Source organism: Chryseobacterium sp. (assembly GCF_041914225.1).
Lineage (GTDB): Bacteria > Bacteroidota > Bacteroidia > Flavobacteriales > Weeksellaceae > Chryseobacterium.
Genome location: NZ_JAYSDT010000002.1, coordinates 184,122 through 209,732, shown reverse-complemented (window position 1 = coordinate 209,732; position 25,611 = coordinate 184,122). Strand labels below are relative to the sequence as shown.

The following is a 25,611-nucleotide window of genomic DNA, read 5'->3' as shown; positions in this document are numbered from 1 at the left end:
AATTCCCTTTTTGCCTTTAAGTAAACCGTATGACATAATTTTTTAATGTTTATTATAATACAAATGTAACAATAATTGTGCTTATGGCATAATAAAAAATGGAGCCTTATCAATTTAAGACTCCATTTTATTGAAAATATTTATATGACTGAAATACTAATTGGTTTTCTTATTCCATTCTGCCTTTACATCTTCTGCCGCATCTTTGGTTTTTTCCCATGCTTCATCTGCTTTATCCTTAATATCTTCCCACGCATCGGATACATTAGCTTTTACCCTGTCTAGCCAGTCTTCCTGGCTGGCCTCCTCATCATTATTCCTCTTCTCATTGATATAGTCTTTAGCCTTGTCTGCCAATTCATTGATTTTCCATTTGGTTTTGTCCGCTGCATTCTGTAAAGAGTTTTCTACATTATTTACTGCATTTTCCGCTTTGTTATACTCTGAATTGTTCATAATAATATAAATTTTAGTGTTGTAACAGTAATTAAACAATAACCATTCCTAAAACACAGCTTCTCTGTTAAATTTTTCATAATCTTTTGTTATGTTTTCCCAAATCAGTAGTAACTTTAACGTGTAAAATTTGATAATTATGGAAAAAATACGTTGTGGCTGGTGTGAAAAAGATGATCTCTACAGGAAATATCATGATGAAGAGTGGGGAAGGCCCGTCTATAATGATGAAACCATATTTGAATTTTTAATTCTTGAAAGCTTCCAGGCCGGTTTGAGCTGGTATACTATTTTATCTAAAAGGGAAAATTTCAGAAAAGCTTTTGATCATTTTGATTATAAAAAAGTAGCGGCATATTCTGACAAAAAAATTGAAGAATTAATGAATAATCCCGGAATTATAAGAAACAGGCTTAAAATTCTGGCTGCAGTTACCAATGCCCAGAGGTTTATGGATGTTCAGAAAGAATTTGGAAGCTTTTCCCGATACATCTGGGATTTTATTGATGGAAAACCGATTGATAATAATCCGGAGAAATTGTCTGATGTACCCGCTACGACGGAAATTTCTGACCGTATTTCTAAAGATCTTAAAAAGAGAGGATTCAAATTTGTCGGATCTACAGTAGTGTATGCCCATATGCAGGCCACCGGAATGGTTAATGATCATATAAAAAGTTGCTTTACCAGAAAATCATAACTTATTGATATTTTTGTATGATTAAAAAATGAAAACCTCTGTTGAAATATGAAGGAAATAGGAATTATAGGCTATGGCTGGTTGGGAGAAAGAATAGCATCCGCTTTATCGGAAAAATACAAACTATCCGTTACGGCAACTACAGAGGACAAGGTACGCACGCTAAATTCTAAAGGCATCAATGCAGTAGTGGCATCTTTTCCGGATTATCAGTTGTCTGAGCCTGTTTTCCGGTGGGAAGAAATTAAAGATATGGATGTTTTGATCATTACCATTCCTGTTTCTGAAAAAAGCTGCTGTGTAAGTTCTTTATATAACAGAATTCAGAATTTGTCAGCCTTTATCGGTGATTTTAAAGGGCAGATGTTCCTCATGAGCTCTACAGGTGTTTATCCTGATATTGCTAAAGAATTCACAGAAGAAGATGTTCCTTTTGAGAAAGTATCGGGAGAAAGAATGCTTAGAAATAAATACCCTCAGCTGAATATTCTGAGACTTGGCGGTCTGATGGGAGACAACAGACTTTTAAAAAACTATAATGTGGGCAATCTGGATCATGCCGTGAATCATATTCATTTTGCTGATATCAGCGGGATTATCTCAGAAATGATTGAACAGAAAGCTGAAGCTAAATTATACAATGTAACAGCTCCCGTTCATCCTGCAAAAAGCCAGGTGATCAATGCACAGAAAGATATTCCGGATGAAGAAGAATTTGAGGTGAAAGGGAAGAAAGTTTTATCATCAAAGTTGGTTTCAGAGCTGAATTATACATTTCAATATCCGGATCCTAGGACTTTTCATTTGTGATCATGGCATTTGTATCATGATTATTGGCCTTTAACCTGTTTTACTTACAAGATTTCTATTGTCAACTCTGTCATTCCGTAGGAATCTAAATACAGTTTTTTAAAAATAATATAGAGATTCCTACGGAATGACAAACCGAATGGGGGTAGTTTTATTCATCGTGAAAAAAATAACTATTTTCAATATAATCAAATTCAATAGGAATGGGCTAACATCCTGAGCGTAGACGAAGGGAGCCCGTTTTCAAAACAGATCAGATTCCATTGGCTTTAGCCAAAACCTATAAAAAAACTCCGGAAATTGTTTTCCGGAGTTTTTATTTGCATAATAAATAAAATAATTACTTAATAATTCTTTCCAATACCCATTCAATAAGGTTTTTCTCAGAAGCATGATGATCTGCAGAAAACTCACCGCGTCTTCTGTTGGCAATAACGTTGTTCACTGTAATTGCTTTATGTCCTAATAATTTTGAAAGCGCATAGATGGCAGACGTTTCCATTTCGAAATTGGTAATTCCAAGATCATTCAATGTTTCAAGGAATTGATCATCTACTGCTTTCAAACGAAGTTGTCTCCCTTGTGGAGCATAGAATCCCGGGAATGTTGCCGTATTTCCGTGGTATTTGGCGTCTTTATAATATTCTCCCATTTCTTCTGCCCAGTCTGAGAAGTAAAGCATCGGCTTGATTCTTTCGTAAGGGAATTTTTCCAGGAAACTTTTGGAAAATTCATTTTCAAAGTTGTAATCCTGATAGAAATGCATTAATCCGTCTAGACCAACTACATTCTGAGTAACCAGCATATTGTCCACCTGTACGTCTGGGTTTACACTTCCACAGGTTCCCATACGGAATAATTCAAGGGCTTTGTGCTCACTTTTGAACTCTTTATTCTTCAGGTCGATGTTCACCAAAGCATCCAGCTCATTCATTACGATATCGATGTTTTCAGTTCCGATACCTGTAGACATTACAGTAATTCTTTCTCCACGAAGCGTCCCTGTATGCGTATAAAATTCTCTTTTATTTTTTTTGATTTCTACCGTATCAAAGTATTTTGAAACTTTTGCCACTCTGTCAGGATCACCCACAAGGATGATTTTGTCAGCAATATCTTCAGGTAAAAGATTCAGGTGGTATACACTTCCGTCTTCATTCAGAACAAGTTCCGAGGCAGCAAGTTTGTTTAGCATAATATGTATATTTTTTGTTTTTTTAATTAGTCATAATGGCTTCTTTATAAGGAGAGGCCATAACCTCGTAGATGTCATTGTATTCTTCTACAATTCTTTTCTGGCCGTTCATTACTTCATATACGGTAACAACGGTTTTTTCAATATTTTTAGGATCTTTCCTCTGTGACGTGATTTCATAGAAGTGATCATCTTTTTTAAGAACAGAAACCAGTTCTTCTTTGGTTGAATTATTGGAGGTCATCATTCCCGGAAAATCCCTGAGGATATCTGAAAGATCAGTATAGGTTTTATAGGGCTTTGTAACTCCATTGGAATAAACATACACATTAGGAATTTCTTTATTATTTTCAAGACGTATCAGATAATAGTCATTTCCTTATTTCTCAGCATACACAGCCATTTCCTGTTTCTTTTCAGGTTGTTTTTCCTGCTGTTTTTTCTTTTGGGAAAATGCAGTCAGAGAAAGGAAACTTGCTGCAACAGCAAACCATAGTTTTGTTTTCATACTTTTATTTTAGTTTTTTTGATGTGTTGAATTTAATTTAAAAAATCCTCTCCCAATAATCTTCCGCCATTATTTAACGGTATGCTGAAAACCGTTTTCCTTAGAATAATGAATTTGATTTCGGGGTTTAAAATTAGTGAAAAATATTGTATCAGAAATATAAACATTATTTAATCTGCTATTAAAACTGAGATAACATCGGATTAATAGCTTTGCTGCTAAAAATTCATGAGATCTTATCCACTGCTTGTAGTTGCCCTTCTGATAGGGTTTGCAGTAATGTCTTTTAATCCTGTTTATAAAGGAAAAGAAAGCGAAAGTACATTTGTCAATAAAGGTTTGACCGACTTTAAAATGAGGCTCGAACAGTTGAAATCAGACGTTGATAAGTTCTCTGAAGACCGTATTTCCCTCGAAGAATTACAGAAATCACTCAGCAGTACAAGAAATTCATTCAAGGAAATAGAATTCTATATTGCTTACCATTATCCTGAATTTACCAAAACCCATCTTAATGCAGCCCCTTTGTTTCATATTGAAGCTGCGGGAACATCCGCCTATACACTTCCTCCCGAAGGATTGCAGGTGCTGGATGAACTGATATTTTCAGACGAAGCAGGAAATGAGAAAGAAAAGATCAAAACCATAACTACCTTTTTGTATAACAGCTATTCCGGGTTTTATTTAAGTGCTTTAAAAAACGGATTGAGCAAAGGAAACAACAAAACATTGCCTTTGCGTATAGAACTGATCAGGATCTATTCACTGGGAGTGTCAGGTTTCGATACACCAGGTTCTCTGAATATTTCCGAAGAAACAAGCCACGCTTTTTCCGGGATGCAGAAATACATCAGTGATGATCCTTATTTTAAAAATTATAATACTGAAAAAGCTGACCGGATTTTAACAGACGGAATAAGTTACCTTTCAAAAAATACTGATTTTGAAAACTTTGACAGGATTGAGTTTTATAAACAATACGTACAGCCTTTGTATGAAGAATTTGGAAGATGGGACGGAAGACCAGATGATCTGAAGGAATTTTCCGGCTGGAATGTGGGCAACAGAAATTTTTTCAACAGTGATTTCTTGGATCCGTACTTTTATACCTTATTAAAATCTTCTGAAGATAATCCGGATCTCCGCAACCTCGGAAAATCGATTTTCTATGATCAGAACTTAAGCGGTAACGGGAAAATGAGCTGTGCCACATGCCACCTTCAGGAAAATGCTTTTACAGACCTGAAACCCAAATCACAAAGCAACGTAGAAGGAAAAACAGTTTTGAGGAATTCTCCATCCTTATACAACGCTGTTTTCGCCAAGCGATTTTTCTATGATCTTCGTGCTTTTTATCTTGAACAGCAGGCAGAACACGTTATTTATAATGAACAGGAATTCAACACCAGCTATGAGGGCATTATTCAGAAGCTGAAAACAAAACCTGAGTATAAAAAAGCATTCCGAAATGCCTTCAAAGATGGAAAAATCAGTAAAGAAAATTTTTCAAAAGCATTGAGTTCTTATGTAGCTTCACTATATTCATTTGACAGTGATTTTGACCGTTTTATGAGGAATGAAAAGACTGTTTCTGAGGATGTGAAAAAAGGATTCAACCTGTTTATGGGAAAAGCCAATTGTGCAACCTGCCATTTTGCCCCTCATTTTTCAGGATTGGTTCCACCGTTTTTTAATGAAAATGAATCTGAAGTATTGGGAATTACCACAAAACCCATCAACAAGCTTCCCATACAGCTTGATCAGGATTTGGGAAGAGGAAACAGCCCGGTGAAAAAAGAACAATCCTGGATTTATGACTATTCATTTAAAACGGTAACGGTAAGAAATATTGCACTTACAAAACCATATTTCCATAACGGAGCTTTCAATACTCTGGAAGAAGTTCTCGATTTTTACAACGAAGGAGGGGGCGAAGGATTAGGATTAAAAATGAAAAATCAGACACTGGCACCGGATAAATTAAACCTTACTGAAACAGAAAAAAAACAAATAATTGCCTTTCTGAATGCTCTTACGGATGTGAGTAAAGCGAAGTAGACGGAGCGCGGGGTGAGAGAGTTTGAGGGTTTGAAAGTGAGAGGGTGGAGATTCGGGTTTCGGGTTTCGGGTTAGGGCGTGTGTGATTCGAGCTATATGAAAGATAGTTGGAGATGGAGATAGATTACTTCTGTTCATAAATGTGATTTTAAACTATTTTTATCCTATACTTTCCGTGCGAATCCCGAACCCCGAATCTCGCACCGCAACTTCAACACTCAAACCCTAAAGTCCCCGTTCCATTTAACACAAAATTAATCCCCTTAACATTAGGTTTTTGATAAGTTAATATTTACCGATCTATATTTAAAATCCTATTAACAGAGGGAAAGCTCTAAAAAAATAGTTTTGCAAGGTCTAATAAATCAAAAATAAAAATGAAGAAAAAACTACTAACAGTGGGAGCTTTGGCTATAATGGCCGGTTCTGGTCTTCAGGCGCAAACTATGATATTTAATAAGAATGCGTCATGGAGCTATAAAGATAACAACCAGGCGCAGCCGGCAGGATGGAATACCCAGAATTATGATATTTCAACTTGGGCAGTAGGAAACGGTCCGTTGGGATATGGGGATCCCGTGACTACTACCATCAATTCGGGGCTTACAACAGCTTATTTTGCTAAAGATTTTACCGTAGATCTTTCAACCCTTTCCGATACAATGGAACTGGGAGTGATGAGAGACGACGGTATCATTGTATACCTTAACGGAGAGGAAGTAGTAAGAGATAATATGCCTGCAGGTGCCGTAACCTTCAATACTTTCTCCAGTACTACTATTGACGGGGCGGCAGAAAGTGTTTATAATATTTTTTCCATTCCGAAATCAAAATTTGTAAACGGTGTCAACAGATTTTCTATTGAGCTGCATAACAGAAGCACAACCAGTTCAGATCTAAGGATTGATGCTTATCTGAAAACAACTGCCAACACTACTACACCTGTAACTTGTAACGGAACTCATATCAGCTGCTTTACTTCTATTGTTCCTACAGCACAAACCAATAAATTAATTATCCCTGCTGAGCACAAATACCAGTTAATTTTAAAAGAAGGAGACAATTATACCGAAGGCGGAGGATTGGTAGGAGGTCAGAATGATTTTACCGCTTATGTTGCAAAAGCAGGAAGCAGCACAAACGGATATCTGTCTGTAAACCATGAAACGAATCCTGGAGGAGTTACCATGGCAGAAATCAGTTATAATGCAACTTCAAAGCTTTGGCAGCTGACAAAATCCAGAGCGGTAAGTTTCTCAGATCCAAGTCTGGTACAAACCATCAGAAATTGTTCCGGAGGAATTACGCCATGGGGAACTGTGGTAACAGCAGAAGAATCTGTTACTTCCAACGACGTGAACAATGATGGGTACAAAGATTACGGCTGGTTAGTGGAAATTGATCCTGCAACGGCACAGGTAATTTCTAAAAATACTGACGGTTCCAAAGGTAAACTATGGCAGATGGGAATCATGAACCACGAGAACGTAGTGGTTAACAGCACCGGAACAATCGCATATTATGGAGAAGACGGCGGAACTCACATGGTCTACAAATATGTAATGGATACGCCAAATGATCTTTCTTCAGGAAATCTTTATGTACTGAAATTAGACCAGGGATTAACTGCAGCAGGAGATCCGGCAGCAACTACAGCAACATGGATCCAGGTTCCGAATAAAGAAAAAGCAGATCAGAATAATACAGGTCCGTTAGCTCTTTCTTTAGGAGGAACAAAGTTTAATGGTATTGAAGATGTGGATATCAGCCCGCTGGATGGGAAAATTTATTTTACATCAAAAGGTTTAGACAGAGTATACCGTTTACAGGATAACGGAACTACTGCCTCCCAGGTAGAAACTTTCGTAGGAGGAGGTTCTACAGTGTATTCTTTCAATACGGCTCAGGGTGTGAAGTCTGAAGTATGGGCTGATGGAAATGACAACCTTACTTTTGATGAACTAGGAAACCTTTGGGTGCTTCAGGATGGAGGTAAAAACTACATCTGGGTTATTGCTCCGGATCATACACAGGCCAATCCTAAAGTAAGACTATTCGCATCAATGCCGGCAGGTGCAGAACCTACAGGTCTTACATTTACGCCTGATCATAAATTCGGTTTCTTCTCTATTCAGCATCCGGATTCAACGATCTCTACAGACGTAGATGCAACAGGAAATACGATTAATTATAAAGGAAAATCAGCAACTATTGTTATCGCTCTTAAAAATAATCTTGGAACTGAAGGAACTTTAGGAACTATTGATACCAAAATTGAAGAGAATACAGTAACGGTAGCGCCAAACCCAACTTCAGGAATCGTAAAAATAAATTCTGTAAAAGGATTGAAAGATATTGCTGTGACAGCTTACAGCATGGACGGGAAAATCGTTTACACGAAGAAATTCAGCGGAACCAACAAAGTATTGGACCTTGATTTCACACAGCAGCTGGAAGGATCACGAGTTTTAGTTTTAAATATTGAAGCTGAAGGAGGATTCCAGAAAACAGTTAAAATTGTAAAGAAATAAATTATTTATAATTCTTGTCTGTCGGCAGCTCCGGTTGCCGGCAGACCTTTTATTTTTATGAAAAAGCTTTTCTTACTTATTTCCATAGTTTCACTTTCTCAGATCAAAGCACAGATTGATCCGGTGAAATATCCTACTTTTACCAATATTGAAGAGGCTTTAAGCAGTAAAAAAACGGTTTACAGTATAAGCTTCAGACAAAAGGGATTGTTCAATCTTCCTCCTCAGATTGTAAAACTGGATTCATTGTTCTTTCTGAATATTATGGCCAATAAGCTTGAGAAAATGGATCAGGAAATCTTTGCCTTAAAAGAACTGGAAATTTTAAATGTGAATGAAAACAGCATTAAATATATTCCTGATGAGGTAAGTAACCTTAAGAAGCTGAACACTTTTTCAATGAATCTGAACAGCCTGACCAAAATTAATCCAAATCTTGCAAAACTTCAGAACCTGAAAGTTGTTCATTTTGATGCCAACAACCTGAATACCTTTCCTGAAGCTCTTATGGAAATTCCCGCACTGGAAGAAATCAACCTTCAGGGAAACCAGATCAGCTTTATTGCAGACAGGCTTGATCAGATCAAAAATTTTAAATTCCTGAACCTCTCAGATAACCAGATTAACGATCTTGGTAATTTATCTTTTCCTGAAAATTTAAAATATCTTGAACTGCAGCAGAACGCTATCATTAAACTCCCGGAGAATCTTTTCAAAGCAAAGAACCTTGAATTTCTGAATGTAAGCGGAAACAATATCACAGAAATTTCACCCAAAGTAAAGGGGCTTAAAAATATCGTCAGCATGAATCTGGCCAACAATAATCTGAAAGACATTCCTGTAGAAATCAAACAGCTTAAAAATCTGAAAACATTGATTCTTACAGGAAATCCTATAGAAAAATCTACAATTGAAAATTTAAAAACCTTACTGCCGGAAACCCAGATCTATTTCTAGAACTATCCGCCAACACGTTTGGTTTTATATCCCATTTCTTTAAGGATATTCATTATTTTATCACGGTTGTCTCCCTGGATGATAATCGTTCCATCCTTCTCAGAGCCGCCTATGCCTAAGGTGGTTTTTATTTTCTTTGAGATTTTTTTGAGGTCTTCCTCACTGCCTTCCCAGCCTTCAACAATGGTTACAGGCTTACCGTTTCTTCCTTTCTTCTCAAATTTGCATACCAAAGGCTCTTTCTGCTTGAATTCTTCTTCAGGCATCTCAAAATCCTGCTCTTCATGATCAGGAAAAAGATTCTTCAATTGATCTCGTAAATCCATACAGCAAAATTAAAAAGATTTACTGATAATGAATTGAAATAATCAACGAAATTTCAATTTTTCAACCCCGTCAAGGTTTAAATCTTAACAGGGTTTGATTATCTATGGTATCCCCCTGATGATAAACAATCAGTAAAATTCAGGACTTCAAATTCTTCTATTCATAGGAAATTAGGTAAATTTGTATAACAAAAGTTTTTACAAAATGTCGAAAAAAGCAATACTGGCCATTCTTGACGGATGGGGATTGGGAACAAACCCAAACGTTTCTGCAATAGATAAAGCAAATACACCATTCATAGACAGCTGTTACCAAAAATTTCCGCATACGACGCTTGAAGCGAGCGGATTGGCTGTAGGCTTACCGGCCGGACAGATGGGGAACTCTGAAGTAGGACACATGAACCTGGGTGCCGGGAGAGTAGTATACCAAAACCTGGTAAAACTGAATATGGCAGTTGAAAACGGAACGCTGGGACAGGAAAAAGTAATCCAGGATGCTTTTGATTATGCCAAGAAAGAAAATAAAAAAGTACACTTTATCGGATTGGTTTCCAATGGAGGCGTACACTCACATATCAATCATCTGAAGGGATTACTGACGGCTGCAAAAGAATTCGGTTTAAATGAAAATGTATTTGTTCACGCATTTACCGATGGCAGGGACTGTGATCCGCATTCAGGATTAGGGTTTATTGATGAACTTCAGAAGCATATGGAAGCTACTACCGGAAAGCTGGCCACGGTGGTAGGAAGATACTATGCGATGGACAGAGATAAAAGATGGGAACGTGTGAAATTAGCGTACGGAGCCCTTGTAGAAGGAATAGGAGAACAGACAACGGATATTCTGGCAACCATTAAAATGTATTATGATAATAATGTTACCGATGAGTTCCTGAAACCTATTATTTTAATGAACACTACCGCTACAGGAAATGTGGTGCCGGTAGCAAGAATCATTGAAGATGATGTGGTGATCTGTTTTAATTTCCGTACAGACAGGGGAAGAGAAATTACAGAAGTTCTTTCCCAAAAGGATTTCCCTGAGTTTGGAATGAAGAAACTGAACCTGTATTATATTACATTAACGAACTATGATAAAACCTTCCAGAATGTACAGGTTGTTTTTGATGAAAATGTACTGACGGAAACCATGGGTGAAATCCTTGAGAAAAATGGAAAGACCCAGATCAGAATCGCAGAAACAGAAAAATATCCGCATGTAACGTTCTTCTTCTCAGGAGGAAGAGAAGAGGAATTTGTGGGAGAAAAAAGACTGTTATGTCCAAGCCCGAAAGACGTTCCTACTTATGATTTAAAACCGGAAATGTCAGCATACGATATTACCAATGCAATTGTACCTGAACTGGAGCAGGGGACCGCTGATTTTGTATGCCTGAATTTTGCCAATACAGACATGGTAGGACACACAGGTGTCTTTGAAGCAGCAGTAAAAGCCGCTGAAGTTGTAGATCAGTGCATTGAAAAAGTGGCAACAGCTGCCTATGAAAACGGATATGCTGTTTTCATCCTTGCCGATCACGGAAATTCAGATGTCATGATCAACCCTGACGGAACCCCGAATACCCAGCATTCTACGAACCTGGTTCCTTTTATTGTGATGGATAAAGACCACACATGGAATTTAAAACCTGGAAAACTGGGTGATGTAGCCCCTACCATCCTTAAAGTAATGGGAGTGGAAATACCAGATGCTATGACAGGAGAAGTTTTGGTTAATTAAAATTCAATAATATCCGAATAAAAATGCCGTTATATCTTTATAGCGGCATTTTTTTTATGATTTATGTCAGATAAGGTATGAGTTGCATACTTTATTATGCGCCAAATAATAAATAAATCATATCTTTGTAAATTAAAGTAAATTAAAACTGAATAGTAAAATGTATCAAAAGCTTGTAAGGAAAGAAGTAATGGGGATATTGGAAAAGGAAGTGACTTCTTTTCTTGATAAATTTTTAACGCCAATTGAAAAAATTTGGCAGCCCTCCGATTATTTGCCGGATCTGTCAAGCGAAGAATTTAAACACGATTTAGAAGAAATTCAGACATTTGCCCGTGAAATGCCTTACGATCTTTTCGTAACATTAATTGGTGACTGTATCACAGAAGAAGCACTTCCTTCCTATGAGTCCTGGCTGATGGGTGTTGACGGAATCAATCAGGAAGAAAAAGTAGGCTGGGCCAACTGGGTAAGAGCATGGACCGCTGAGGAAAATAGACACGGAGATTTATTAAACAAATATCTTTACCTGTGTGGAAGAGTAAACATGAGAGAGGTTGAGATCACTACCCAATACCTTATCAATGACGGTTTTGATCTGGGAACAAGCATGGACCCATACAGAAACTTCATTTATACAAGCTTTCAGGAAACAGCAACCAATATCTCCCACAGAAGGGTAGGAACGCTGGCCAAACAATCCGGAAACGGAAAGCTGGCAAAAATGTGCGGTGTGATTGCTGCGGACGAAGCAAGACACGCTAAAGCATACAAACATTTCGTAGCAAAAATTCTTGAAATAGATCCTTCGGAAATGATCCTTGCGTTTGAAGATATGATGCGTAAGAAAATTGTAATGCCTGCTCACCTAATGAGACAGTCCGGACAAAAAGCTGGAGAGCTTTGGGGACATTTCTCAGATGCAGCACAAAGATGTATGGTATATACAGGCCAGGATTATATCAATATTATGAAAGACCTTTTGGATGAATGGAAAATTGAGCACGTGAAAGGCCTTACAGAAAAAGCGGAAAAAGCCCAGGAATACCTGATGAAGCTTCCTGCAAGACTTCAGAAGATCACAGACAGGGTTTCTACTCCGGATCTTCAGTTCCAGTTTAGCTGGGTAAAGAGCTGATAAAAACTTTATTATTATTTAAATATAAAAAGTATTGAGTGCCTTTCTTTTTGGCACTCTTTTTATTTCTTATCTTTGCAAAGCTAAAAAAACAACAAAATGTTAAATAATAAAAAGATTGCTGTTGACTTTGACGGGACTATTGTTGATGATGCCTACCCGGCAATCGGAAAACCGAAAACTTTTGCATTCGAAACTTTAAAAAGACTTCAGGCTGAAGGATACAGACTTATACTTTGGACATACAGACACGGAAAAACGTTGGATGAAGCTGTAGAATTCTGCAGAAAAAACGGAATAGAGTTCTATTCTATGAACTCAAGCTTTGAAGGAGAGGTTTTTGATCCCGAAACACAGTCAAGAAAATTAGATGCAGATTGGTTTATTGATGACAGAAACTTAGGAGGATTCCCGGGCTGGGGTGAGATCTATAACATTATTCAGGAAAGAATAGAATTCCGTGTAGAAGGAAAAGAAGTTCTTGCCTATTCAAAACTTAAAAAAGAAAAGAGAAAAGGACTTTTTTGGTAGAATATAGAAATTGGAAGCCTGATATTAGACGTTAGTTTTTTAATATTAAGTGCTTTTGGTCTTTATAATTTATAGTAGAAAGTTCAATAGATGATGGGAAGTAAAAATAAGCATAACGCTGTTGTCTAACTTCTAACATCTAATATCTAACATCTATATACAATGATTCAATTAAAAACAATAGACGAACTGCGTCTGATGAAGGAGAGTGCCCGATTGGTTTCTAAAACATTGGGAATGTTGGCAAAAGAAATTAAACCGGGGATTACTACCTTATTTTTAGATAAACTGGCACATGATTTTATTAAAGATCATGGCGCTGAGCCTGCATTTCTAGGGTACGGAAGATTCCCGAATTCTCTTTGTATCTCTCCGAATGAGCAGGTAGTTCATGGCTTCCCGAACAACGATGTAGTAAAAGAAGGAGATGTTCTTTCCGTAGACTGTGGAGTTATTCTTAACGGTTTTGTGGGAGATCATGCCTATACTTTTGAAATCGGAGAAGTGAAGCCGGAAGTTAAAAAATTACTGCAAGTTACCAAGGAATCTCTATATAAGGGGATTGAGCAGTGTATCAGAGGGAAAAGAATAGGGGATATCTCCCATGCGATCCAGGCACACTGTGAAAAAGAAGGGTACGGAGTGGTAAGAGAACTTGTAGGTCACGGTTTAGGAAGAAAGATGCATGAAGATCCGCAGGTTCCTAACTATGGAAGACAAGGGAGCGGAAAAGTAATTAAAGACGGTCTTGCCATTGCTATAGAACCGATGGTTAATATGGGAACTGAAAAAGTGAAATTCCATAATGACGGCTGGACGGTTACTACTTTAGATAACATGCCATCCGCTCACTTTGAACATGACGTAGCGGTAATCAACGGTAAGCCGGTATTGCTTTCAACATTTGAATATGTATATGAAGCTTTAGGGATTGTAAGTGATGAAGAAAAGCAGTTCCAACTGGATTTTTAATGAAAAAATTAACGAAGCTTTTACTGAATAAAATTCCACGTCCTATGCTTATTAAAATGAGCATCTGGGCAAGGCCGCTTATTTATCAGTTTTTCAAAGGAGATCAGTTTTTAGATCCTATTGATGGAAGGTCTTACAGGAAATTCCTTCCGTATGGATATGGAAAACAAAGAGAAAACGCACTTTCTCCGGGAACTTTAAGTTTGGAGAGACACCGTCAGATGTGGCTGTATCTTCAGAATGAAACAGATTTTTTCATTAAAAATTATAAAGTTCTGCATATTGCTCCTGAACAGGAATTTTTAAGGAAATTCAAAAGGATGAGCAATCTTAACTATATCTCTGCAGATTTATACTCTCCGATTGTAGATGTGAAGGCTGACATCCTGGACCTGCCTTTTGAAAACGAAAGCTTTGATATTGTTTTCTGTAACCACGTGCTGGAACATATAGAAGATGATGCAAAGGCAATGAGTGAGCTGTACAGGGTATTAAAGCCCGGCGGATGGGGAATTCTTCAGGTTCCGATGAAAAATTCACTGGAGAAAACCTATGAAGATTTTAACATTAAAGATCCTAAGGAACGCCAGAAACATTTCGGGCAATACGATCACGTCCGCTGGTATGGAATGGATTATTTTGACCGCTTAAGAAAAGCTGGCTTTGAAACAGAGCCTAATTTTTACTCACAGAAATTCTCTGAAGAAGAAATAAAAAAATATGGGCTGAGACACAATGAGATCTTGCCTGTAGTTTATAAAAAATAAATAAAACCCGTTTTCAATTGTTGAAGACGGGTTTTATTTTCTGTTACTCTTTTGTAAAAGGATAAGATTTATAATTTTCAAGAGCTAAAATGTACTGCCCTTTTTTGAAACTGCTTGTGTCAATGGACACATTAACACCACTCGTTATAGTTTCAAATATCAGCTTTCCGGAAAGATCATAAATCTTAAGCCGAAGATTTCTCTCAATATTTTCAATATGTAACATATCTTTTACCGGATTTGGATATGCTTTAAACGTTTTTGCAGCGGTATCAATTTCTTTAGTATTGAGTTGGGCCGTATTGTTATAATAGACCTTATTTCCTGAAGGATCCGTAATTATCAGTGTTTTGACGTTGCCGTTTGTGATAATCTGATAGCTGTATATAGATGCATAGGCCCCTGAAACATAAGTGTCACAGTTTTTCTGATCGTAGGCACGAACAGCGGGTGCATTTCCACCATTATAAAACAAAAGGGTACATGAGCTGGCTGTTTTGATAAGATTGTTACTTCCGGGCATAACTCCAAAACTCATCATGGATGTATTGTAATACCTTGAATTAATAACATAGCTTGTACCTCCCGCTGAATTGAATGTGGTAGCAGGTACTCCGTTATCTATTAAAGGCGTATTGGTTGTCTGTCCGCTATTGGATACCATCTTGGAAATATACCAGTTATTGGAGAGTAGTTCAGAAGTTTGCTGGGCAGTTAACAAGCTGCCTGCTAAAAGGAATAGTAATTTCTTCATAGGTTAAAAGTTTCCGGTAAAGATATAAAAGAATTTCTTCTTTATCTGTTTTGCCAGTATAATTAAAATGAAGATTTGAAATAAACAAAAAACCGCCTTCATTACGAAGACGGTTTCATTTTTAAATATAGATAAAAGTTTATACCTCTTAGTGTGATGAAGACACTGCTTTCAAACCTACTACAGAACCAATAAGGGTAACAATAAAAAATATTCTCCAAAAGCTTACAGGATCTTTAAAGAAGATAATTCCCATTAAGGCAGTTCCCACCGCTCCAATTCCTGTCCATACCGCATAAGCAGTACCAATAGGTAAGGTTTGGGTCGCTTTAATCAATAAAACCATACTGATGGTCATGGTTATAAGGAAACCGGCATACCACAGGTACATCTCAGTTCCTGACGTTTCTTTTGCCTTTCCCAGACATGATGCGAAGGCAACTTCAAATAATCCCGCGATAATTAATATTAACCAATTCATTTTTTAAATTTTTCTACTGCAAAGTTCAGAATTTAGAGGCAGAAAAAATTTTACAATTGTTAAAAAATGATGTTTTGAGGAAAGGAAGATGGGAGCTGGAAGAAAATTAGTGATCGTAATCAATAGGGGCGGACTTTAGTCCGCTTTCAGGAATAAATACTTCTCCTTTGGCTTTAGCCGAAACATAAAATAAAGAGCATAGAATTTTAATTTTTTAAATCCTTTACTTTTCAATCTACTTAATTTCAGCCCTTATTCTGCTCAGACTTACCTGTGTAATCCCCAGATAAGACGCAATATAACCCAGCTGAACCCTCTTAAGCAATTCAGGCTGATAGGTCATAATATCTTTGTAACGTTCCAAAGAAGTTTTGAACTGTCTGGAAATAATCAGTTCTTCGGATTTGATCATCTCAGCTTCTGCCAGTTTTCGTCCCCAGTTAGCGATATGAATATCCTCATTAAAAAGCTTTTTGAGGTTCTCCGTTTCCATTCTGTACAAATCGCAGTCTTCCAGAAGCTCAATACTTTCATAGCCGGGCTTATCCTCTACATAGCTTTTCATAGATAAGATGCATTGGCCTTCACTTCCAAACCAGAATGTAATATCATTATCAGACGTTGAAGAATAGGCACGCGCAATTCCTTTCCTGATAAAATACAGGTAAGGAACCACTTTATCTGCTTCCATCAGGCAGAAACCTTTAGGATGCGAAACTTCAGTGATATACTTTTTTAAACTGTTTTTTGATGCTTCAGGAAGAAGGTAAATCTGATCAAGAATCTGGTCTATATTCATAAAGATGAATTCTAATTTTCAAAAATATCAGTTTTAGGTAATGCAATACAAAATAATCGGATATTTTTTTAATCCTGCTAAATATCCGTTTTGTATCTGTTTTAAAATTTCTTTTATTACAGCCACTTAAGGTTATATAACTCTCTTTTTTCTTTTAAATGTTGAGATTAACTGTAAAGACCGATTTTGTTTTACTAAATTTGCAGTTCGTAATATTATTTTTATGCACAAAGCTGGATTTGTAAATATAGTTGGAAAGCCCAATGCGGGAAAATCGACCTTGCTCAACCAATTAATGGGGGAAAAGCTGGCGATTGTAACGCAGAAAGCGCAGACAACCCGTCACAGAATTTTTGGTATTTATAATGAAGATGATCTTCAGATCGTATTTTCTGATACTCCGGGAGTATTAGACCCAAAATACGGGCTGCAGGAAAAAATGATGGACTTTGTAAAAGACTCTCTGCAGGATGCTGATGTTTTCCTGTTTATTGTAGATGTTACCGATAAAGCAGAACCATCAGAATTTTTAATTGAGAAACTGAATAAAATTCCTGTACCTGTACTTCTTCTGCTGAATAAAGTAGATCAGACGGATCAGGCAGGTCTTGAAAAATTGGTGGAAGAGTGGCATAACAGAATTCCAAAGGCGGAAATTCTGCCTATTTCTGCTTTGAACGCTTTCAATACAGAAGTTATTTTACCTAAAATAAAATCGCTACTTCCTGAGAATCCTCCTTACTATGATAAAGATCAGTTCACAGACAAGCCTGAGAGATTTTTTGTCAACGAAACCATCCGTGAGAAAATTCTTCTGAATTATGATAAAGAAATTCCATACTCTGTAGAAGTGGTTACGGAACAGTTCAAGGAGAAAGAAGGAATTATTTTTATTGATTCTATTATTTATGTAGAAAGAGATACCCAGAAAGGAATTATCATCGGCCACAAAGGAGAAGCCATCAAAAAAGTAGGAACTGAAGCAAGATTGGACCTTGAAAAATTCTTCACCAAAAAAATTCATTTGAACTTATTTGTAAAAGTGAAAAAAGACTGGAGAAAGAATGACAGAGATCTCAAAAATTTCGGTTACAGATAAACTAAAATGCCCGGAATCCCGTTGTATTAAAAGATTTTTATTACCTTAGTATAAATTTTTTAGTAAATGAACTATAATAATTCAAATTCAGGCTCAATACCTAAAGATATTGTTTTATTGGTGGTAAGAGTATTTGTTGGTTTTGCAATGCTTTCTCATGGTTTTCCAAAGCTTCAGATGCTATTGGAAGGCGGTAAAATCGAGTTTTTCGATTTTATGGGACTGGGACCGCAGATATCGCTAATTCTTACGGTTATTGCTGAATTTGTCTGTTCAATACTACTTATATTAGGACTTTTTACAAGAGTTGCTCTGGGATTTCTGATTTTTACCATGATCATTGCAGGTTTTATAGTGCATGGTGCAGATCCTTTTGAAAAAAGAGAACTGGCACTGGTTTATCTTTCTGTTTATCTTCTGCTCATGGTAATAGGAGCTGGAAAAGTTTCTGTGGATCATATGATAGAAAAAAGGAAAAGAGCTTCAGACTGGTAATTGACAGGGTAAAACAATACAAAATAAAGAAAGGCACTTCATTTGAAGTGCCTTTTTGTTTTTTAAGGTCTGCAGGAAGGCAAACAATCCCATATAGGAGAACCTGTTGGTGTTCTGTCCACTATACAAGCTACATATCCTGTATCACATAATGGAGCATTTCCTCCGATAATAGTCTTTAGATTTCTCTTTGTTAGTTTTCGTAAATTTTTCATATTATTTTTAATTTGTAAGGTAAATGTAGTAAAAAAATAAATATGACACTAAAAAGAGTCTTATTTTTTAATATTAGAAATCTGTTAAAATTCACTACATTCGTAGAAAATGAATTATATGAAGATAAAACTGACTATTTGCCTTCTGGCATTTCTCAATTTTTACGATGCACAGGAAAATATTACGTACCAGAAACCTTCTGCTGAGATCTTAAAGCTTGCAGATTATGAAAGACCTCCGGCTGTTCTGATGAACAGCAAAAAAGACTGGGTAGTTTTTACGTATCGTCCAACATATAAAACACTGGAAGATCTGAGCCAGAATGAAATGAAGCTTGGCGGGCTCAGAATCAACCCGGTTACCAATATCTCAAGCAGTATGACCTACTCAAACAATCTGAAGATCAGAAAGATCAATGATAAAAATGAGATTCAGGTAAAAAATCTGCCTTCCAATCCAAAAATTGCCTATGTTTCATTTTCTCCGGATGAAAAGAAACTCGCTTTTACCAATACAACAAGTAAAGGAGTAGAGCTGTGGGTTGTAGATATGGAGACTGCTTCTGCAAAAAAAGTTACAGCTGATAATCTGAATGCCAATTTAGGAATGCCTTATTTATGGTATAATGATTCTCAAAGCTTTCTGATCAGAACACTTCCGCAAAACAGACCTGCCCTTATAGATGCGGCTAAGGATCTTCCTACAGGCCCGATTGTTTCAACGGCTGACGGTAAAGTTTCCCAGAACAGAACTTACCAGGATCTTCTGAAAAATCCTCAGGACGAAAAGAACTTTGAAACGCTTACAGCTTCTGAACTCTATAATGCAGATCTTACAGGAAATCTTAAGAAATTCAAAGATCAGGATATGTTTGCAGGCTTAAGCTTTTCTCCTGACGGAAATTACCTGATGGCTACAGTAATTAAAAAGCCGTTTTCCTATATCGTTCCGCTTAGCAGATTTCCATCAGCAACGATTGTATATGATATGAAGGGAAATGCTGTAAAAACAGTGAATGAAGTTCCTTTAAATGAAATCATGCCAAAAGGATTTTCATCAGTAAGAACAGGAAAAAGAGACATGACATGGAGAAATGATGCTCCCGCAACTCTTACCTATGCTGAAGCGTTGGACGGAGGTGATCAGTCTAAAGCAGCAGATTACAGAGACGAGATATTTACCTGGGAAGCACCGTTTACTGCGGCTCCGAAATCTTTCTTTAAAACAAAGCAGAGATATGAAGATGTAGTCTGGACGAATGATCATTATGCCATTGTTTCTGAAGGCTGGTACGACACAAGAAATACAAAATCATACCTTATAGATCTTAATAACGGAGAATCTAAAGTTTTTGATGACAGAAATTACCAGGATGTTTACAGCGATCCCGGGAATTTTAACACAACGAAAAACCAATACGGGAGATATGTAGTGGATATGAAAGGCGGAAAAGCCTACCTGATAGGAGATGGCTTTGCCAAAGATGGACAGCACCCATTCATAGATGAAATGGATGTTAAATCATTGAAGAAGAAAAGGCTTTATACGTCTAATCTTAAAATGCCAAAGAGGCCATCGTAGACATTCTTAATCCTTCAAAAGGAGAGATTTTAACGACTCAGCAGTCTCCAAGCCAGTATCCGAATTATTTTAAAAAGAATATTAAATCTAATAAAGCGGAAGCTGTAACCAACTTTGCAAATCCTTTTGAAAGCATCAAAGACGTTTACAAGGAAGTGATCACTTATAAAAGAAATGACGGTGTTACCTTGACAGGAACCCTTTATCTTCCTGCTAATTATGACAGAAAAGCAAAAAAAGAAAAGCTTCCGCTACTGATCTGGGCCTATCCGACAGAATATAAAGATAAAAATACAGCAGGACAGAACACCCAGAATCCTAATGAATTCACATTCCCGTCTTACGGATCTTTTGTATACTGGACCACGAAAGGATATGCTGTGCTTGATGATGCTGCTTTCCCTATTATTGGTGAAGGAAAAACGGAACCGAATGACACGTTTATCCCGCAACTGGTAGCAAATGCAGCAGCAGCCATTGATGCAGTGGATCATTTGGGGTATATTAACAGAAAAAAAGTGGCTGTAGGAGGACATTCATATGGAGCTTTCATGACAGCAAACTTGCTGACCCATTCTGATCTTTTTGCATGTGGAATAGCAAGAAGTGGTGCTTATAACAGAACGCTGACACCTTTCGGATTCCAGAGTGAGCAGAGAAATTACTGGGATGTTCCGGAGATTTACAACACGATGTCTCCATTCATGCACGCAGATAAAATGAAGACACCGCTGCTTCTGATACACGGCGATGCAGATAACAATCCGGGAACTTTCACTTTACAGACTGAAAGATACTTCCAGGCATTGAAAAATCTGGGAGCTCCTGTAAAAATGGTCCTTCTTCCAAAAGAAGCCCACGGATATCAGGCAAAAGAAAATATCTTACACCTTCTATGGGAACAGGATCAGTTCCTTGAAAAGTGTCTGAAAAAATAAATTATAAAAGAGACTGTTTATCATAAACAGTCTCTTTTTTTGATTAAAATATATCTTAATAGTTTAAGATTATAGATATTTCAGAATTTCATCAACACTCTTAAGCTCCATAAAATTCGGATGTTCCAGGTTAACGTCATGCTGCTCATGGCTCCATGTGACATGATAAGGAATATGGGCTGCAAAACCTCCAATTTCCAACACCGGCAAAACATCTGATTTAATAGAATTTCCAAGCATTATAAAATTTTCAGGTTTGCAGTCAAGATGCTTCAAAAGCTTTTTATAATCGTGCTCCTTTTTATCACTCATAATTTCTATGTGATGGAAATGCTCCTGTAATCCTGATTTTTTCAGCTTCCGTTCCTGATCCAGAAGATCTCCTTTTGTGGCAACAACAAGTCTGTACTTTCCTTTTAAGCTTTCAAGGGTTTCTGTAACTCCATCCAGAAGTTCAATGGGCTTCTGAAGCTGTTCCTGTCCTAATTGTATGGCTTTATTTACCAGCTCCAATGGAGCCGTATTATTGGACACTCTGCTAATGGTTTCGATCATGCAAAGCATAAAACCCTTCACCCCGTAACCGTATAAATGAAGGTTCTGCATTTCTGTTTTAAACAGTTCCTGTGATACGGAATGCTGTGGAAGGTAATTTTCGAGCAGCATGCAAAACTCCTTTTCTGCTTCCTGAAAATATGGCTCATTGATCCAAAGGGTATCATCAGCGTCAAATGCAATGGTTGTGATATGATTATTCATTTTTGTTTTGTAATTTTCTGATCTCAAAATTCAGTATAAAAACCCAACAAGCAAAGGACATTTGTCCCGGATCAATATGTTACGCACCAATCAGACATTTTTAAGCTATTTTGAAGCGCTTTATCATAAACAGGAGAGCGGGAAAGATATTCTGTTGAAATCTTATCCCAAAGGAGAGCAGATTCTGGTACAAGGGCAGTTTATTCTAAAGCCTATGATTATTAAGGAAGGAGTTACCAAATGCTATTTTACGGAAGAAAACGGAAAAGAATATATTGTAGAGTTTTCCGGAAGCGGTGAAATTATCGGAGAAATAGAGATGATCAAAAATACACCGTGCTTATGCAGTATCGAAACACTAACTGAAGTTTCCGTATATGAGATTGCTATTCCGTATTTCAGGTTTTTACTTAAAAATGATATTGCTTTGAATAATTTATTGCTGGATATTTTTGCGGAACGAATTATCAATACTTCAAGCAGGGCATCTTATCAACAGCTTTATACAACAGAACATACTTTAACACAATTACTGAAAATGCAGACCAAAGAAGGAATTCAAATTTCAAAAGAAAATATGGCTGCTTACCTGGGAATTACAGTACGAAGCCTGAACAGAATCTTAAAAGACTTAAAATAGTTTTTAAGAGTAAAAATGAAATTTTAAGCGAATTATTATTAGCAATCAAAAAAGCGATATGTAATTTTATCACAGATAAAATCCTCGCGACTTAAAAATATTCTGTTTTTTAATTTTATTGCGTCTTTGCGTATTGGGAAAAATATTTCCACAAATGTTATAAGTGGTATTTTGTTGGGGTTGGTTTCTAACAAATGTCGAAATTGGATAATTAATTGTAAATTTATAGGGGTGCTTTTCTAAATTTAGTATTTTTGTGTAAAATTAAGCAGAATATTCGTCCATGGAAAAATTAAGGTTCAGGAATGCTGAATTGACAGATTTAAACAAAATCGTAGCCATTTATAATTCAACAGTTGCCTCAAGAATGGTGACCGCAGACATGGAAGAAGTTTCTGTAGAAAGTAAACTAAGATGGTTTGAAGAGCATAATCCTCAGACCAGGCCGCTATGGGTGGTTGAAGATGAACAGAATCATATCATCGGATGGGTAAGCTTCAGTTCATTTCACGAAAGAGCAGCATACAAGGGTACGGTAGAGGTAAGCATTTATCTGGATGAGTCCTGCAGAGGAAAAGGATATGGGAAAACCATTCTTAAGTATTGTATTGATAATGCAGAGAAATTCGGAGTACTGAATCTGGTTGCCCTTATTTTCCTTCATAATGAACCTAGTTTAAAGCTCTTCAGGCATTTCGGATTTGAAGATTGGGGAAATCTCCCGAATGTTGCTGTTTTGGATGGAATAGAAAGAAGCCTGGTCATATTGGGAAGAAGAATTAATTAAAAATATTAAAGCGGCCTAAGCCGCTTTATTTGTATCTTATTATCAGTTGAATTCAGGTTGTTTATCCTTTTCAATATAGATATAACGGCCTTTGATTCCGTTTTGGAGCATTTCCTTTTTTTTATTGAGTTCTTCTACAGATTCTATGGTTTCATTTTTAAAGTTAGTCTTTTCTCCGCTCTTTATTCCCTCGGAAAACATTCTTGTAGGATTTTGGTAGATGTCTTCAATATATTTATTGAATTTCTGATTGGTGATCGGTATAGCCGGTTTGCCATAATGCGTTTCTACAAAATCCTGGGTATCGTAGTCTGTAGTAAGTTTTTCGTTCTTAATCAGCTTATAGACAAAGTTTTGATCCGTATCTTCTAAGATAAAGATGAGTCCGGGAAGACCTCTGAATTTGTAAGGACCTTCCTGTATATTCATTTCGTTGGAAAACCAGGCATTCCAGGTTCTGCCTCCGAAATCTGTTGTCGCTTTCTGGAGCTTGTAGCCATTATATTCTTTGGTTTCCTGAATGATCTGCCATTTCATTTCATCATTTGTTTTTACCACAAAATAATCAAAGAAATCTCTGTACCAGTTGTTTTTAAAAGAATCCGGTTTTCTTTCCACAACCTGGTCTGTTCTTGTGCTGTATCTGGAAATCTGCTGCTTTGCATTTTTATTTTTTTCATCATAATCAGCAAAGTCTTTATCATAAAATTTAACAGAACCGGGGTTGATTTCCAGATTCATAAAGGTTGTCATATATGGCTGTGATGTATTTTTGCGGTACTGAAGTTCGTAAGTAAACCTGTTGGTTTGAGATTGAAATAAAGATCCTGCATATAAGGCAAGGAAGATCAGTGTTTTTTTCATTTCTATAGATGGTTATCGACACCAAAAATAATAAAAAAGCGCAGGTTTTTTACATCTGCGCTTAGTATTATTGTGTTTTTGTCTGTAAATTCTGCTTAATTCTTTTTGCCGACATATTTAAGAATCGTTTTACGAGGAAAACTGCAGATACTGTCAGCCCTAATCCTAGTGCGATCCACATTCCGAATGCGCCCATTTTTAAGGTAACACAGAAGAAATATCCCAAAGGAATCGTAATCACCCAATAGGCAATAAAGGTATAAATAGATGGGATTTTCACATCCTGCAGTCCTCTCAGCATTCCCAGAGCTGTTACCTGGATTCCGTCAGAAAGCTGGAATAAAGCCGCAATAATCATCAATTTTGCAGCCAGAGTAATAACTTCAACTTCTTCTTTTTTTGTGAAGAAGGTCGGGAGTATATTTCTGCCTAAAATAAAGACCAACCCGCAGATGCACATGAAAATAAAGGCGATCTTCAGATTGTTGATTCCTACTTTTCTCAATTCGACAAAGTTCTGTTCTCCCAGTTTCCTTCCAATCATTACTGTAGAGGCCACACTGAACCCAACACACAGGTTAAAAGTGAAAGAAGCCATACTTAAAGCAATCTGGTGGGAAGCAATATCATGGGCAGAAATCAGCCCGCAGATAAATGCTGCTCCGGCGAAAGCCGTTACTTCAAAGAACATCTGTAAAGCTGTAGGCAGTCCAAGCTTCACCATTTTATCAAACATCTGTTTTGAAAAGCCCTGAACTTTTAAAGAGAAATCTTTAATATAACGTCTTGTTCTTTTTTCTTTAAGCAATACAAAATAAAGGAAAACAACCATGAAAATTCTGGAGATCAAAGTCGCCAGAGCAGATCCTTTTACACCCATCGGCGGAATCCCCCAAAGGCCTTTGATGAAAACATAGTTTAAGGCAATGTTGATGATATTGGCAATGATGGTTGCTTTCGTAACCCCAATTGTGTATGATAGTCCTTCAGATACTTCACGAAGGGTCTGAAATGCCATAAACGGAATCATACTGATCACCATGATGCTTAAGAAGCTTACCGTATCAGGGATAATCTTGGCAGGCTGCCCTGAATGATAGAGGAGTGGCATTCCCAGCAGTAAGATGGCCATCAGAATAATCCCGACAGACATATTGATGATAAAACCGTGGCTGAACACAGAGTTGATCGTAGCATGATCTTCTCTGGAATGTGCTTCCGAAACCAGCGGTGGGATGGCAAATGAAAATCCAAGGGCTAATACAAATATGGAGAAAAATACAGCATTTCCCAATGAAACGGATGCCAGCGCATCGGCACCCAATAGTTTTCCGACAATAATATTATCGAATAAGTTTACTGAAACCTGCCCTACCTGGGTAAGCATCACAGGCAGAGCCAAAGTCAGGCATTCTTTCGTATAGTTTTTGTTTAAAAAGCTCATAATATTTTAAGATTCATATAGTTTATTATTCAAATAAGGGTAAAAAAAAATTTGCAGT

Annotated in this window: 26 protein-coding genes and 1 pseudogene; 15 read left to right on the top strand and 12 right to left on the bottom strand. The window is 37.0% G+C overall.

What is annotated here, in order from left to right; genetic code table 11:
- Positions 1-156: 156 nt before the first annotated feature.
- Entirely contained in the window at positions 157-456 is a 300-nt protein-coding gene (locus tag ACE3RB_RS01945; RefSeq protein ID WP_131433467.1) for a hypothetical protein, read from the bottom strand.
- Between the two features lie 139 nt (positions 457-595).
- Between ACE3RB_RS01945 and ACE3RB_RS01940 the strand changes: the two genes are divergently transcribed.
- Complete coding sequence (locus tag ACE3RB_RS01940; RefSeq protein WP_374462636.1) at positions 596-1,156, top strand: DNA-3-methyladenine glycosylase I; 561 nt, start codon at positions 596-598, stop codon at positions 1,154-1,156.
- Between the two features lie 48 nt (positions 1,157-1,204).
- Positions 1,205-1,966 (top strand): NAD-binding protein, encoded by a 762-nt coding sequence (locus ACE3RB_RS01935; RefSeq protein WP_374462635.1) that lies wholly within the window; start codon positions 1,205-1,207, stop codon positions 1,964-1,966.
- A gap of 340 nt (positions 1,967-2,306) precedes the next feature.
- Here ACE3RB_RS01935 and ACE3RB_RS01930 read toward each other — a convergent pair whose 3' ends face one another.
- The 3 genes from ACE3RB_RS01930 to ACE3RB_RS01920 are packed head-to-tail and all read right to left on the bottom strand — an operon-like array spanning position 2,307 to position 3,669.
- Entirely contained in the window at positions 2,307-3,161 is an 855-nt protein-coding gene (locus ACE3RB_RS01930) for a nucleoside phosphorylase (protein ID WP_374462634.1), read from the bottom strand.
- Positions 3,162-3,183: 22 nt separating this feature from the next.
- Positions 3,184-3,489 carry a hypothetical protein gene (locus ACE3RB_RS01925; protein ID WP_374462633.1) on the bottom strand — a complete coding sequence of 102 codons (306 nt, stop codon included), beginning with the start codon at positions 3,487-3,489 and terminating at the stop codon, positions 3,184-3,186.
- A gap of 51 nt (positions 3,490-3,540) precedes the next feature.
- Complete coding sequence (locus ACE3RB_RS01920; RefSeq protein ID WP_374462632.1) at positions 3,541-3,669, bottom strand: hypothetical protein; 129 nt, start codon at positions 3,667-3,669, stop codon at positions 3,541-3,543.
- Between the two features lie 228 nt (positions 3,670-3,897).
- On the opposite strand from ACE3RB_RS01920, the gene ACE3RB_RS01915 reads away from it, so the two are divergent.
- From ACE3RB_RS01915 to ACE3RB_RS01905, 3 genes are all read left to right on the top strand, one after another.
- Positions 3,898-5,727 carry a cytochrome-c peroxidase gene (locus ACE3RB_RS01915; RefSeq protein WP_374462631.1) on the top strand — a complete coding sequence of 610 codons (1,830 nt, stop codon included), beginning with the start codon at positions 3,898-3,900 and terminating at the stop codon, positions 5,725-5,727.
- 377 nt (positions 5,728-6,104) lie between these two features.
- A complete protein-coding gene (locus ACE3RB_RS01910) occupies positions 6,105-8,258 on the top strand; it encodes an alkaline phosphatase PhoX (RefSeq protein WP_374462630.1) in 2,154 nt (717 codons plus the stop codon).
- 57 nt (positions 8,259-8,315) lie between these two features.
- Positions 8,316-9,215, top strand: a complete 900-nt coding sequence (locus tag ACE3RB_RS01905) for a leucine-rich repeat domain-containing protein (RefSeq protein ID WP_374462629.1) — start codon at positions 8,316-8,318, stop codon at positions 9,213-9,215.
- Between the two features lie 2 nt (positions 9,216-9,217).
- Here ACE3RB_RS01905 and ACE3RB_RS01900 read toward each other — a convergent pair whose 3' ends face one another.
- Entirely contained in the window at positions 9,218-9,541 is a 324-nt protein-coding gene (locus tag ACE3RB_RS01900; protein WP_002979957.1) for a translation initiation factor, read from the bottom strand.
- A gap of 205 nt (positions 9,542-9,746) precedes the next feature.
- On the opposite strand from ACE3RB_RS01900, the gene gpmI reads away from it, so the two are divergent.
- From gpmI to ACE3RB_RS01875, 5 genes are all read left to right on the top strand, one after another.
- Positions 9,747-11,288, top strand: a complete 1,542-nt coding sequence (gene gpmI / locus ACE3RB_RS01895; RefSeq protein ID WP_374462628.1) for a 2,3-bisphosphoglycerate-independent phosphoglycerate mutase — start codon at positions 9,747-9,749, stop codon at positions 11,286-11,288.
- A gap of 160 nt (positions 11,289-11,448) precedes the next feature.
- Positions 11,449-12,426 (top strand): acyl-ACP desaturase, encoded by a 978-nt coding sequence (locus tag ACE3RB_RS01890; RefSeq protein WP_374462627.1) that lies wholly within the window; start codon positions 11,449-11,451, stop codon positions 12,424-12,426.
- Between the two features lie 99 nt (positions 12,427-12,525).
- Complete coding sequence (locus tag ACE3RB_RS01885) at positions 12,526-12,957, top strand: BT0820 family HAD-type phosphatase (RefSeq protein ID WP_374462626.1); 432 nt, start codon at positions 12,526-12,528, stop codon at positions 12,955-12,957.
- Between the two features lie 162 nt (positions 12,958-13,119).
- Positions 13,120-13,929, top strand: a complete 810-nt coding sequence (gene map / locus ACE3RB_RS01880; protein ID WP_374462625.1) for a type I methionyl aminopeptidase — start codon at positions 13,120-13,122, stop codon at positions 13,927-13,929.
- Positions 13,929-14,696, top strand: a complete 768-nt coding sequence (locus ACE3RB_RS01875) for a class I SAM-dependent methyltransferase (RefSeq protein ID WP_374462624.1) — start codon at positions 13,929-13,931, stop codon at positions 14,694-14,696. The genes map and ACE3RB_RS01875 overlap by 1 nt, the downstream gene beginning before the upstream one ends.
- A 43-nt stretch (positions 14,697-14,739) precedes the next feature.
- Here the strand turns inward: ACE3RB_RS01875 and ACE3RB_RS01870 are convergent, their stop codons facing one another.
- The 3 genes from ACE3RB_RS01870 to ACE3RB_RS01860 form a co-directional block, all read right to left on the bottom strand.
- Positions 14,740-15,450, bottom strand: coding sequence for a T9SS type A sorting domain-containing protein (locus ACE3RB_RS01870; protein ID WP_374462623.1), 711 nt, complete (start codon positions 15,448-15,450; stop codon positions 14,740-14,742).
- Positions 15,451-15,598: 148 nt separating this feature from the next.
- Complete coding sequence (locus ACE3RB_RS01865) at positions 15,599-15,931, bottom strand: multidrug efflux SMR transporter (RefSeq protein ID WP_374462622.1); 333 nt, start codon at positions 15,929-15,931, stop codon at positions 15,599-15,601.
- Positions 15,932-16,166: 235 nt separating this feature from the next.
- On the bottom strand, positions 16,167-16,730 hold the full coding sequence (locus tag ACE3RB_RS01860) for a Crp/Fnr family transcriptional regulator (RefSeq protein WP_312285983.1): 564 nt from the start codon (positions 16,728-16,730) through the stop codon (positions 16,167-16,169).
- A gap of 223 nt (positions 16,731-16,953) precedes the next feature.
- Between ACE3RB_RS01860 and era the strand changes: the two genes are divergently transcribed.
- Together era and ACE3RB_RS01850 are read left to right on the top strand one after the other, a co-directional pair.
- On the top strand, positions 16,954-17,829 hold the full coding sequence (era, locus tag ACE3RB_RS01855; RefSeq protein ID WP_002979938.1) for a GTPase Era: 876 nt from the start codon (positions 16,954-16,956) through the stop codon (positions 17,827-17,829).
- A 66-nt stretch (positions 17,830-17,895) separates the two neighbouring features.
- A complete protein-coding gene (locus tag ACE3RB_RS01850) occupies positions 17,896-18,324 on the top strand; it encodes a DoxX family protein (RefSeq protein ID WP_374462621.1) in 429 nt (142 codons plus the stop codon).
- A 62-nt stretch (positions 18,325-18,386) separates the two neighbouring features.
- On the opposite strand, the gene ACE3RB_RS01845 is transcribed toward ACE3RB_RS01850, so the two are convergent.
- Entirely contained in the window at positions 18,387-18,539 is a 153-nt protein-coding gene (locus tag ACE3RB_RS01845; RefSeq protein WP_374462620.1) for a hypothetical protein, read from the bottom strand.
- A gap of 118 nt (positions 18,540-18,657) precedes the next feature.
- On the opposite strand from ACE3RB_RS01845, the pseudogene ACE3RB_RS01840 reads away from it, so the two are divergent.
- Positions 18,658-21,059: pseudogene (locus tag ACE3RB_RS01840) on the top strand (prolyl oligopeptidase family serine peptidase).
- 69 nt (positions 21,060-21,128) lie between these two features.
- Here the strand turns inward: ACE3RB_RS01840 and ACE3RB_RS01835 are convergent.
- The gene (locus ACE3RB_RS01835; RefSeq protein WP_374462619.1) at positions 21,129-21,818 is read right to left on the bottom strand and encodes an HAD family hydrolase; all 690 of its coding nucleotides are present in this window, start codon (positions 21,816-21,818) and stop codon (positions 21,129-21,131) included.
- Between the two features lie 76 nt (positions 21,819-21,894).
- Between ACE3RB_RS01835 and ACE3RB_RS01830 the strand changes: the two genes are divergently transcribed.
- Together ACE3RB_RS01830 and ACE3RB_RS01825 are read left to right on the top strand one after the other, a co-directional pair.
- Entirely contained in the window at positions 21,895-22,458 is a 564-nt protein-coding gene (locus ACE3RB_RS01830; protein WP_374462618.1) for a Crp/Fnr family transcriptional regulator, read from the top strand.
- Positions 22,459-22,741: 283 nt separating this feature from the next.
- A complete protein-coding gene (locus ACE3RB_RS01825) occupies positions 22,742-23,245 on the top strand; it encodes an N-acetyltransferase family protein (RefSeq protein WP_374462617.1) in 504 nt (167 codons plus the stop codon).
- Positions 23,246-23,287: 42 nt separating this feature from the next.
- Here ACE3RB_RS01825 and ACE3RB_RS01820 read toward each other — a convergent pair whose 3' ends face one another.
- Both ACE3RB_RS01820 and ACE3RB_RS01815 read right to left on the bottom strand, forming a co-directional pair.
- Complete coding sequence (locus tag ACE3RB_RS01820; protein ID WP_374462616.1) at positions 23,288-24,109, bottom strand: GLPGLI family protein; 822 nt, start codon at positions 24,107-24,109, stop codon at positions 23,288-23,290.
- A 67-nt stretch (positions 24,110-24,176) separates the two neighbouring features.
- The gene (locus ACE3RB_RS01815) at positions 24,177-25,553 is read right to left on the bottom strand and encodes an MATE family efflux transporter (RefSeq protein WP_374462615.1); all 1,377 of its coding nucleotides are present in this window, start codon (positions 25,551-25,553) and stop codon (positions 24,177-24,179) included.
- Positions 25,554-25,611: the final 58 nt, after the last annotated feature.

What these genes read in the sequence shown, in the direction of transcription:
- ACE3RB_RS01915 (WP_374462631.1), top strand. Translation starts at nt 3,898, where the DNA reads ATGAGATCTTATCCACTGCTTGTAGTTGCCCTTCTGATAGGGTTTGCA.
- ACE3RB_RS01910 (WP_374462630.1), top strand. Translation starts at nt 6,105, where the DNA reads ATGAAGAAAAAACTACTAACAGTGGGAGCTTTGGCTATAATGGCCGGT.
- ACE3RB_RS01930 (WP_374462634.1), bottom strand. Translation starts at nt 3,161, where the DNA reads ATGCTAAACAAACTTGCTGCCTCGGAACTTGTTCTGAATGAAGACGGA.
- ACE3RB_RS01860 (WP_312285983.1), bottom strand. Translation starts at nt 16,730, where the DNA reads ATGAATATAGACCAGATTCTTGATCAGATTTACCTTCTTCCTGAAGCA.
- ACE3RB_RS01825 (WP_374462617.1), top strand. Translation starts at nt 22,742, where the DNA reads ATGGAAAAATTAAGGTTCAGGAATGCTGAATTGACAGATTTAAACAAA.
- ACE3RB_RS01850 (WP_374462621.1), top strand. Translation starts at nt 17,896, where the DNA reads ATGAACTATAATAATTCAAATTCAGGCTCAATACCTAAAGATATTGTT.
- ACE3RB_RS01815 (WP_374462615.1), bottom strand. Translation starts at nt 25,553, where the DNA reads ATGAGCTTTTTAAACAAAAACTATACGAAAGAATGCCTGACTTTGGCT.
- era (WP_002979938.1), top strand. Translation starts at nt 16,954, where the DNA reads ATGCACAAAGCTGGATTTGTAAATATAGTTGGAAAGCCCAATGCGGGA.
- ACE3RB_RS01905 (WP_374462629.1), top strand. Translation starts at nt 8,316, where the DNA reads ATGAAAAAGCTTTTCTTACTTATTTCCATAGTTTCACTTTCTCAGATC.
- ACE3RB_RS01885 (WP_374462626.1), top strand. Translation starts at nt 12,526, where the DNA reads ATGTTAAATAATAAAAAGATTGCTGTTGACTTTGACGGGACTATTGTT.
- ACE3RB_RS01835 (WP_374462619.1), bottom strand. Translation starts at nt 21,818, where the DNA reads ATGAATAATCATATCACAACCATTGCATTTGACGCTGATGATACCCTT.
- gpmI (WP_374462628.1), top strand. Translation starts at nt 9,747, where the DNA reads ATGTCGAAAAAAGCAATACTGGCCATTCTTGACGGATGGGGATTGGGA.
- ACE3RB_RS01875 (WP_374462624.1), top strand. Translation starts at nt 13,929, where the DNA reads ATGAAAAAATTAACGAAGCTTTTACTGAATAAAATTCCACGTCCTATG.
- map (WP_374462625.1), top strand. Translation starts at nt 13,120, where the DNA reads ATGATTCAATTAAAAACAATAGACGAACTGCGTCTGATGAAGGAGAGT.
- ACE3RB_RS01820 (WP_374462616.1), bottom strand. Translation starts at nt 24,109, where the DNA reads ATGAAAAAAACACTGATCTTCCTTGCCTTATATGCAGGATCTTTATTT.
- ACE3RB_RS01890 (WP_374462627.1), top strand. Translation starts at nt 11,449, where the DNA reads ATGTATCAAAAGCTTGTAAGGAAAGAAGTAATGGGGATATTGGAAAAG.
- ACE3RB_RS01865 (WP_374462622.1), bottom strand. Translation starts at nt 15,931, where the DNA reads ATGAATTGGTTAATATTAATTATCGCGGGATTATTTGAAGTTGCCTTC.
- ACE3RB_RS01845 (WP_374462620.1), bottom strand. Translation starts at nt 18,539, where the DNA reads ATGAAAAATTTACGAAAACTAACAAAGAGAAATCTAAAGACTATTATC.
- ACE3RB_RS01870 (WP_374462623.1), bottom strand. Translation starts at nt 15,450, where the DNA reads ATGAAGAAATTACTATTCCTTTTAGCAGGCAGCTTGTTAACTGCCCAG.
- ACE3RB_RS01830 (WP_374462618.1), top strand. Translation starts at nt 21,895, where the DNA reads ATGTTACGCACCAATCAGACATTTTTAAGCTATTTTGAAGCGCTTTAT.
- ACE3RB_RS01945 (WP_131433467.1), bottom strand. Translation starts at nt 456, where the DNA reads ATGAACAATTCAGAGTATAACAAAGCGGAAAATGCAGTAAATAATGTA.
- ACE3RB_RS01920 (WP_374462632.1), bottom strand. Translation starts at nt 3,669, where the DNA reads ATGAAAACAAAACTATGGTTTGCTGTTGCAGCAAGTTTCCTTTCTCTG.
- ACE3RB_RS01900 (WP_002979957.1), bottom strand. Translation starts at nt 9,541, where the DNA reads ATGGATTTACGAGATCAATTGAAGAATCTTTTTCCTGATCATGAAGAG.
- ACE3RB_RS01935 (WP_374462635.1), top strand. Translation starts at nt 1,205, where the DNA reads ATGAAGGAAATAGGAATTATAGGCTATGGCTGGTTGGGAGAAAGAATA.
- ACE3RB_RS01940 (WP_374462636.1), top strand. Translation starts at nt 596, where the DNA reads ATGGAAAAAATACGTTGTGGCTGGTGTGAAAAAGATGATCTCTACAGG.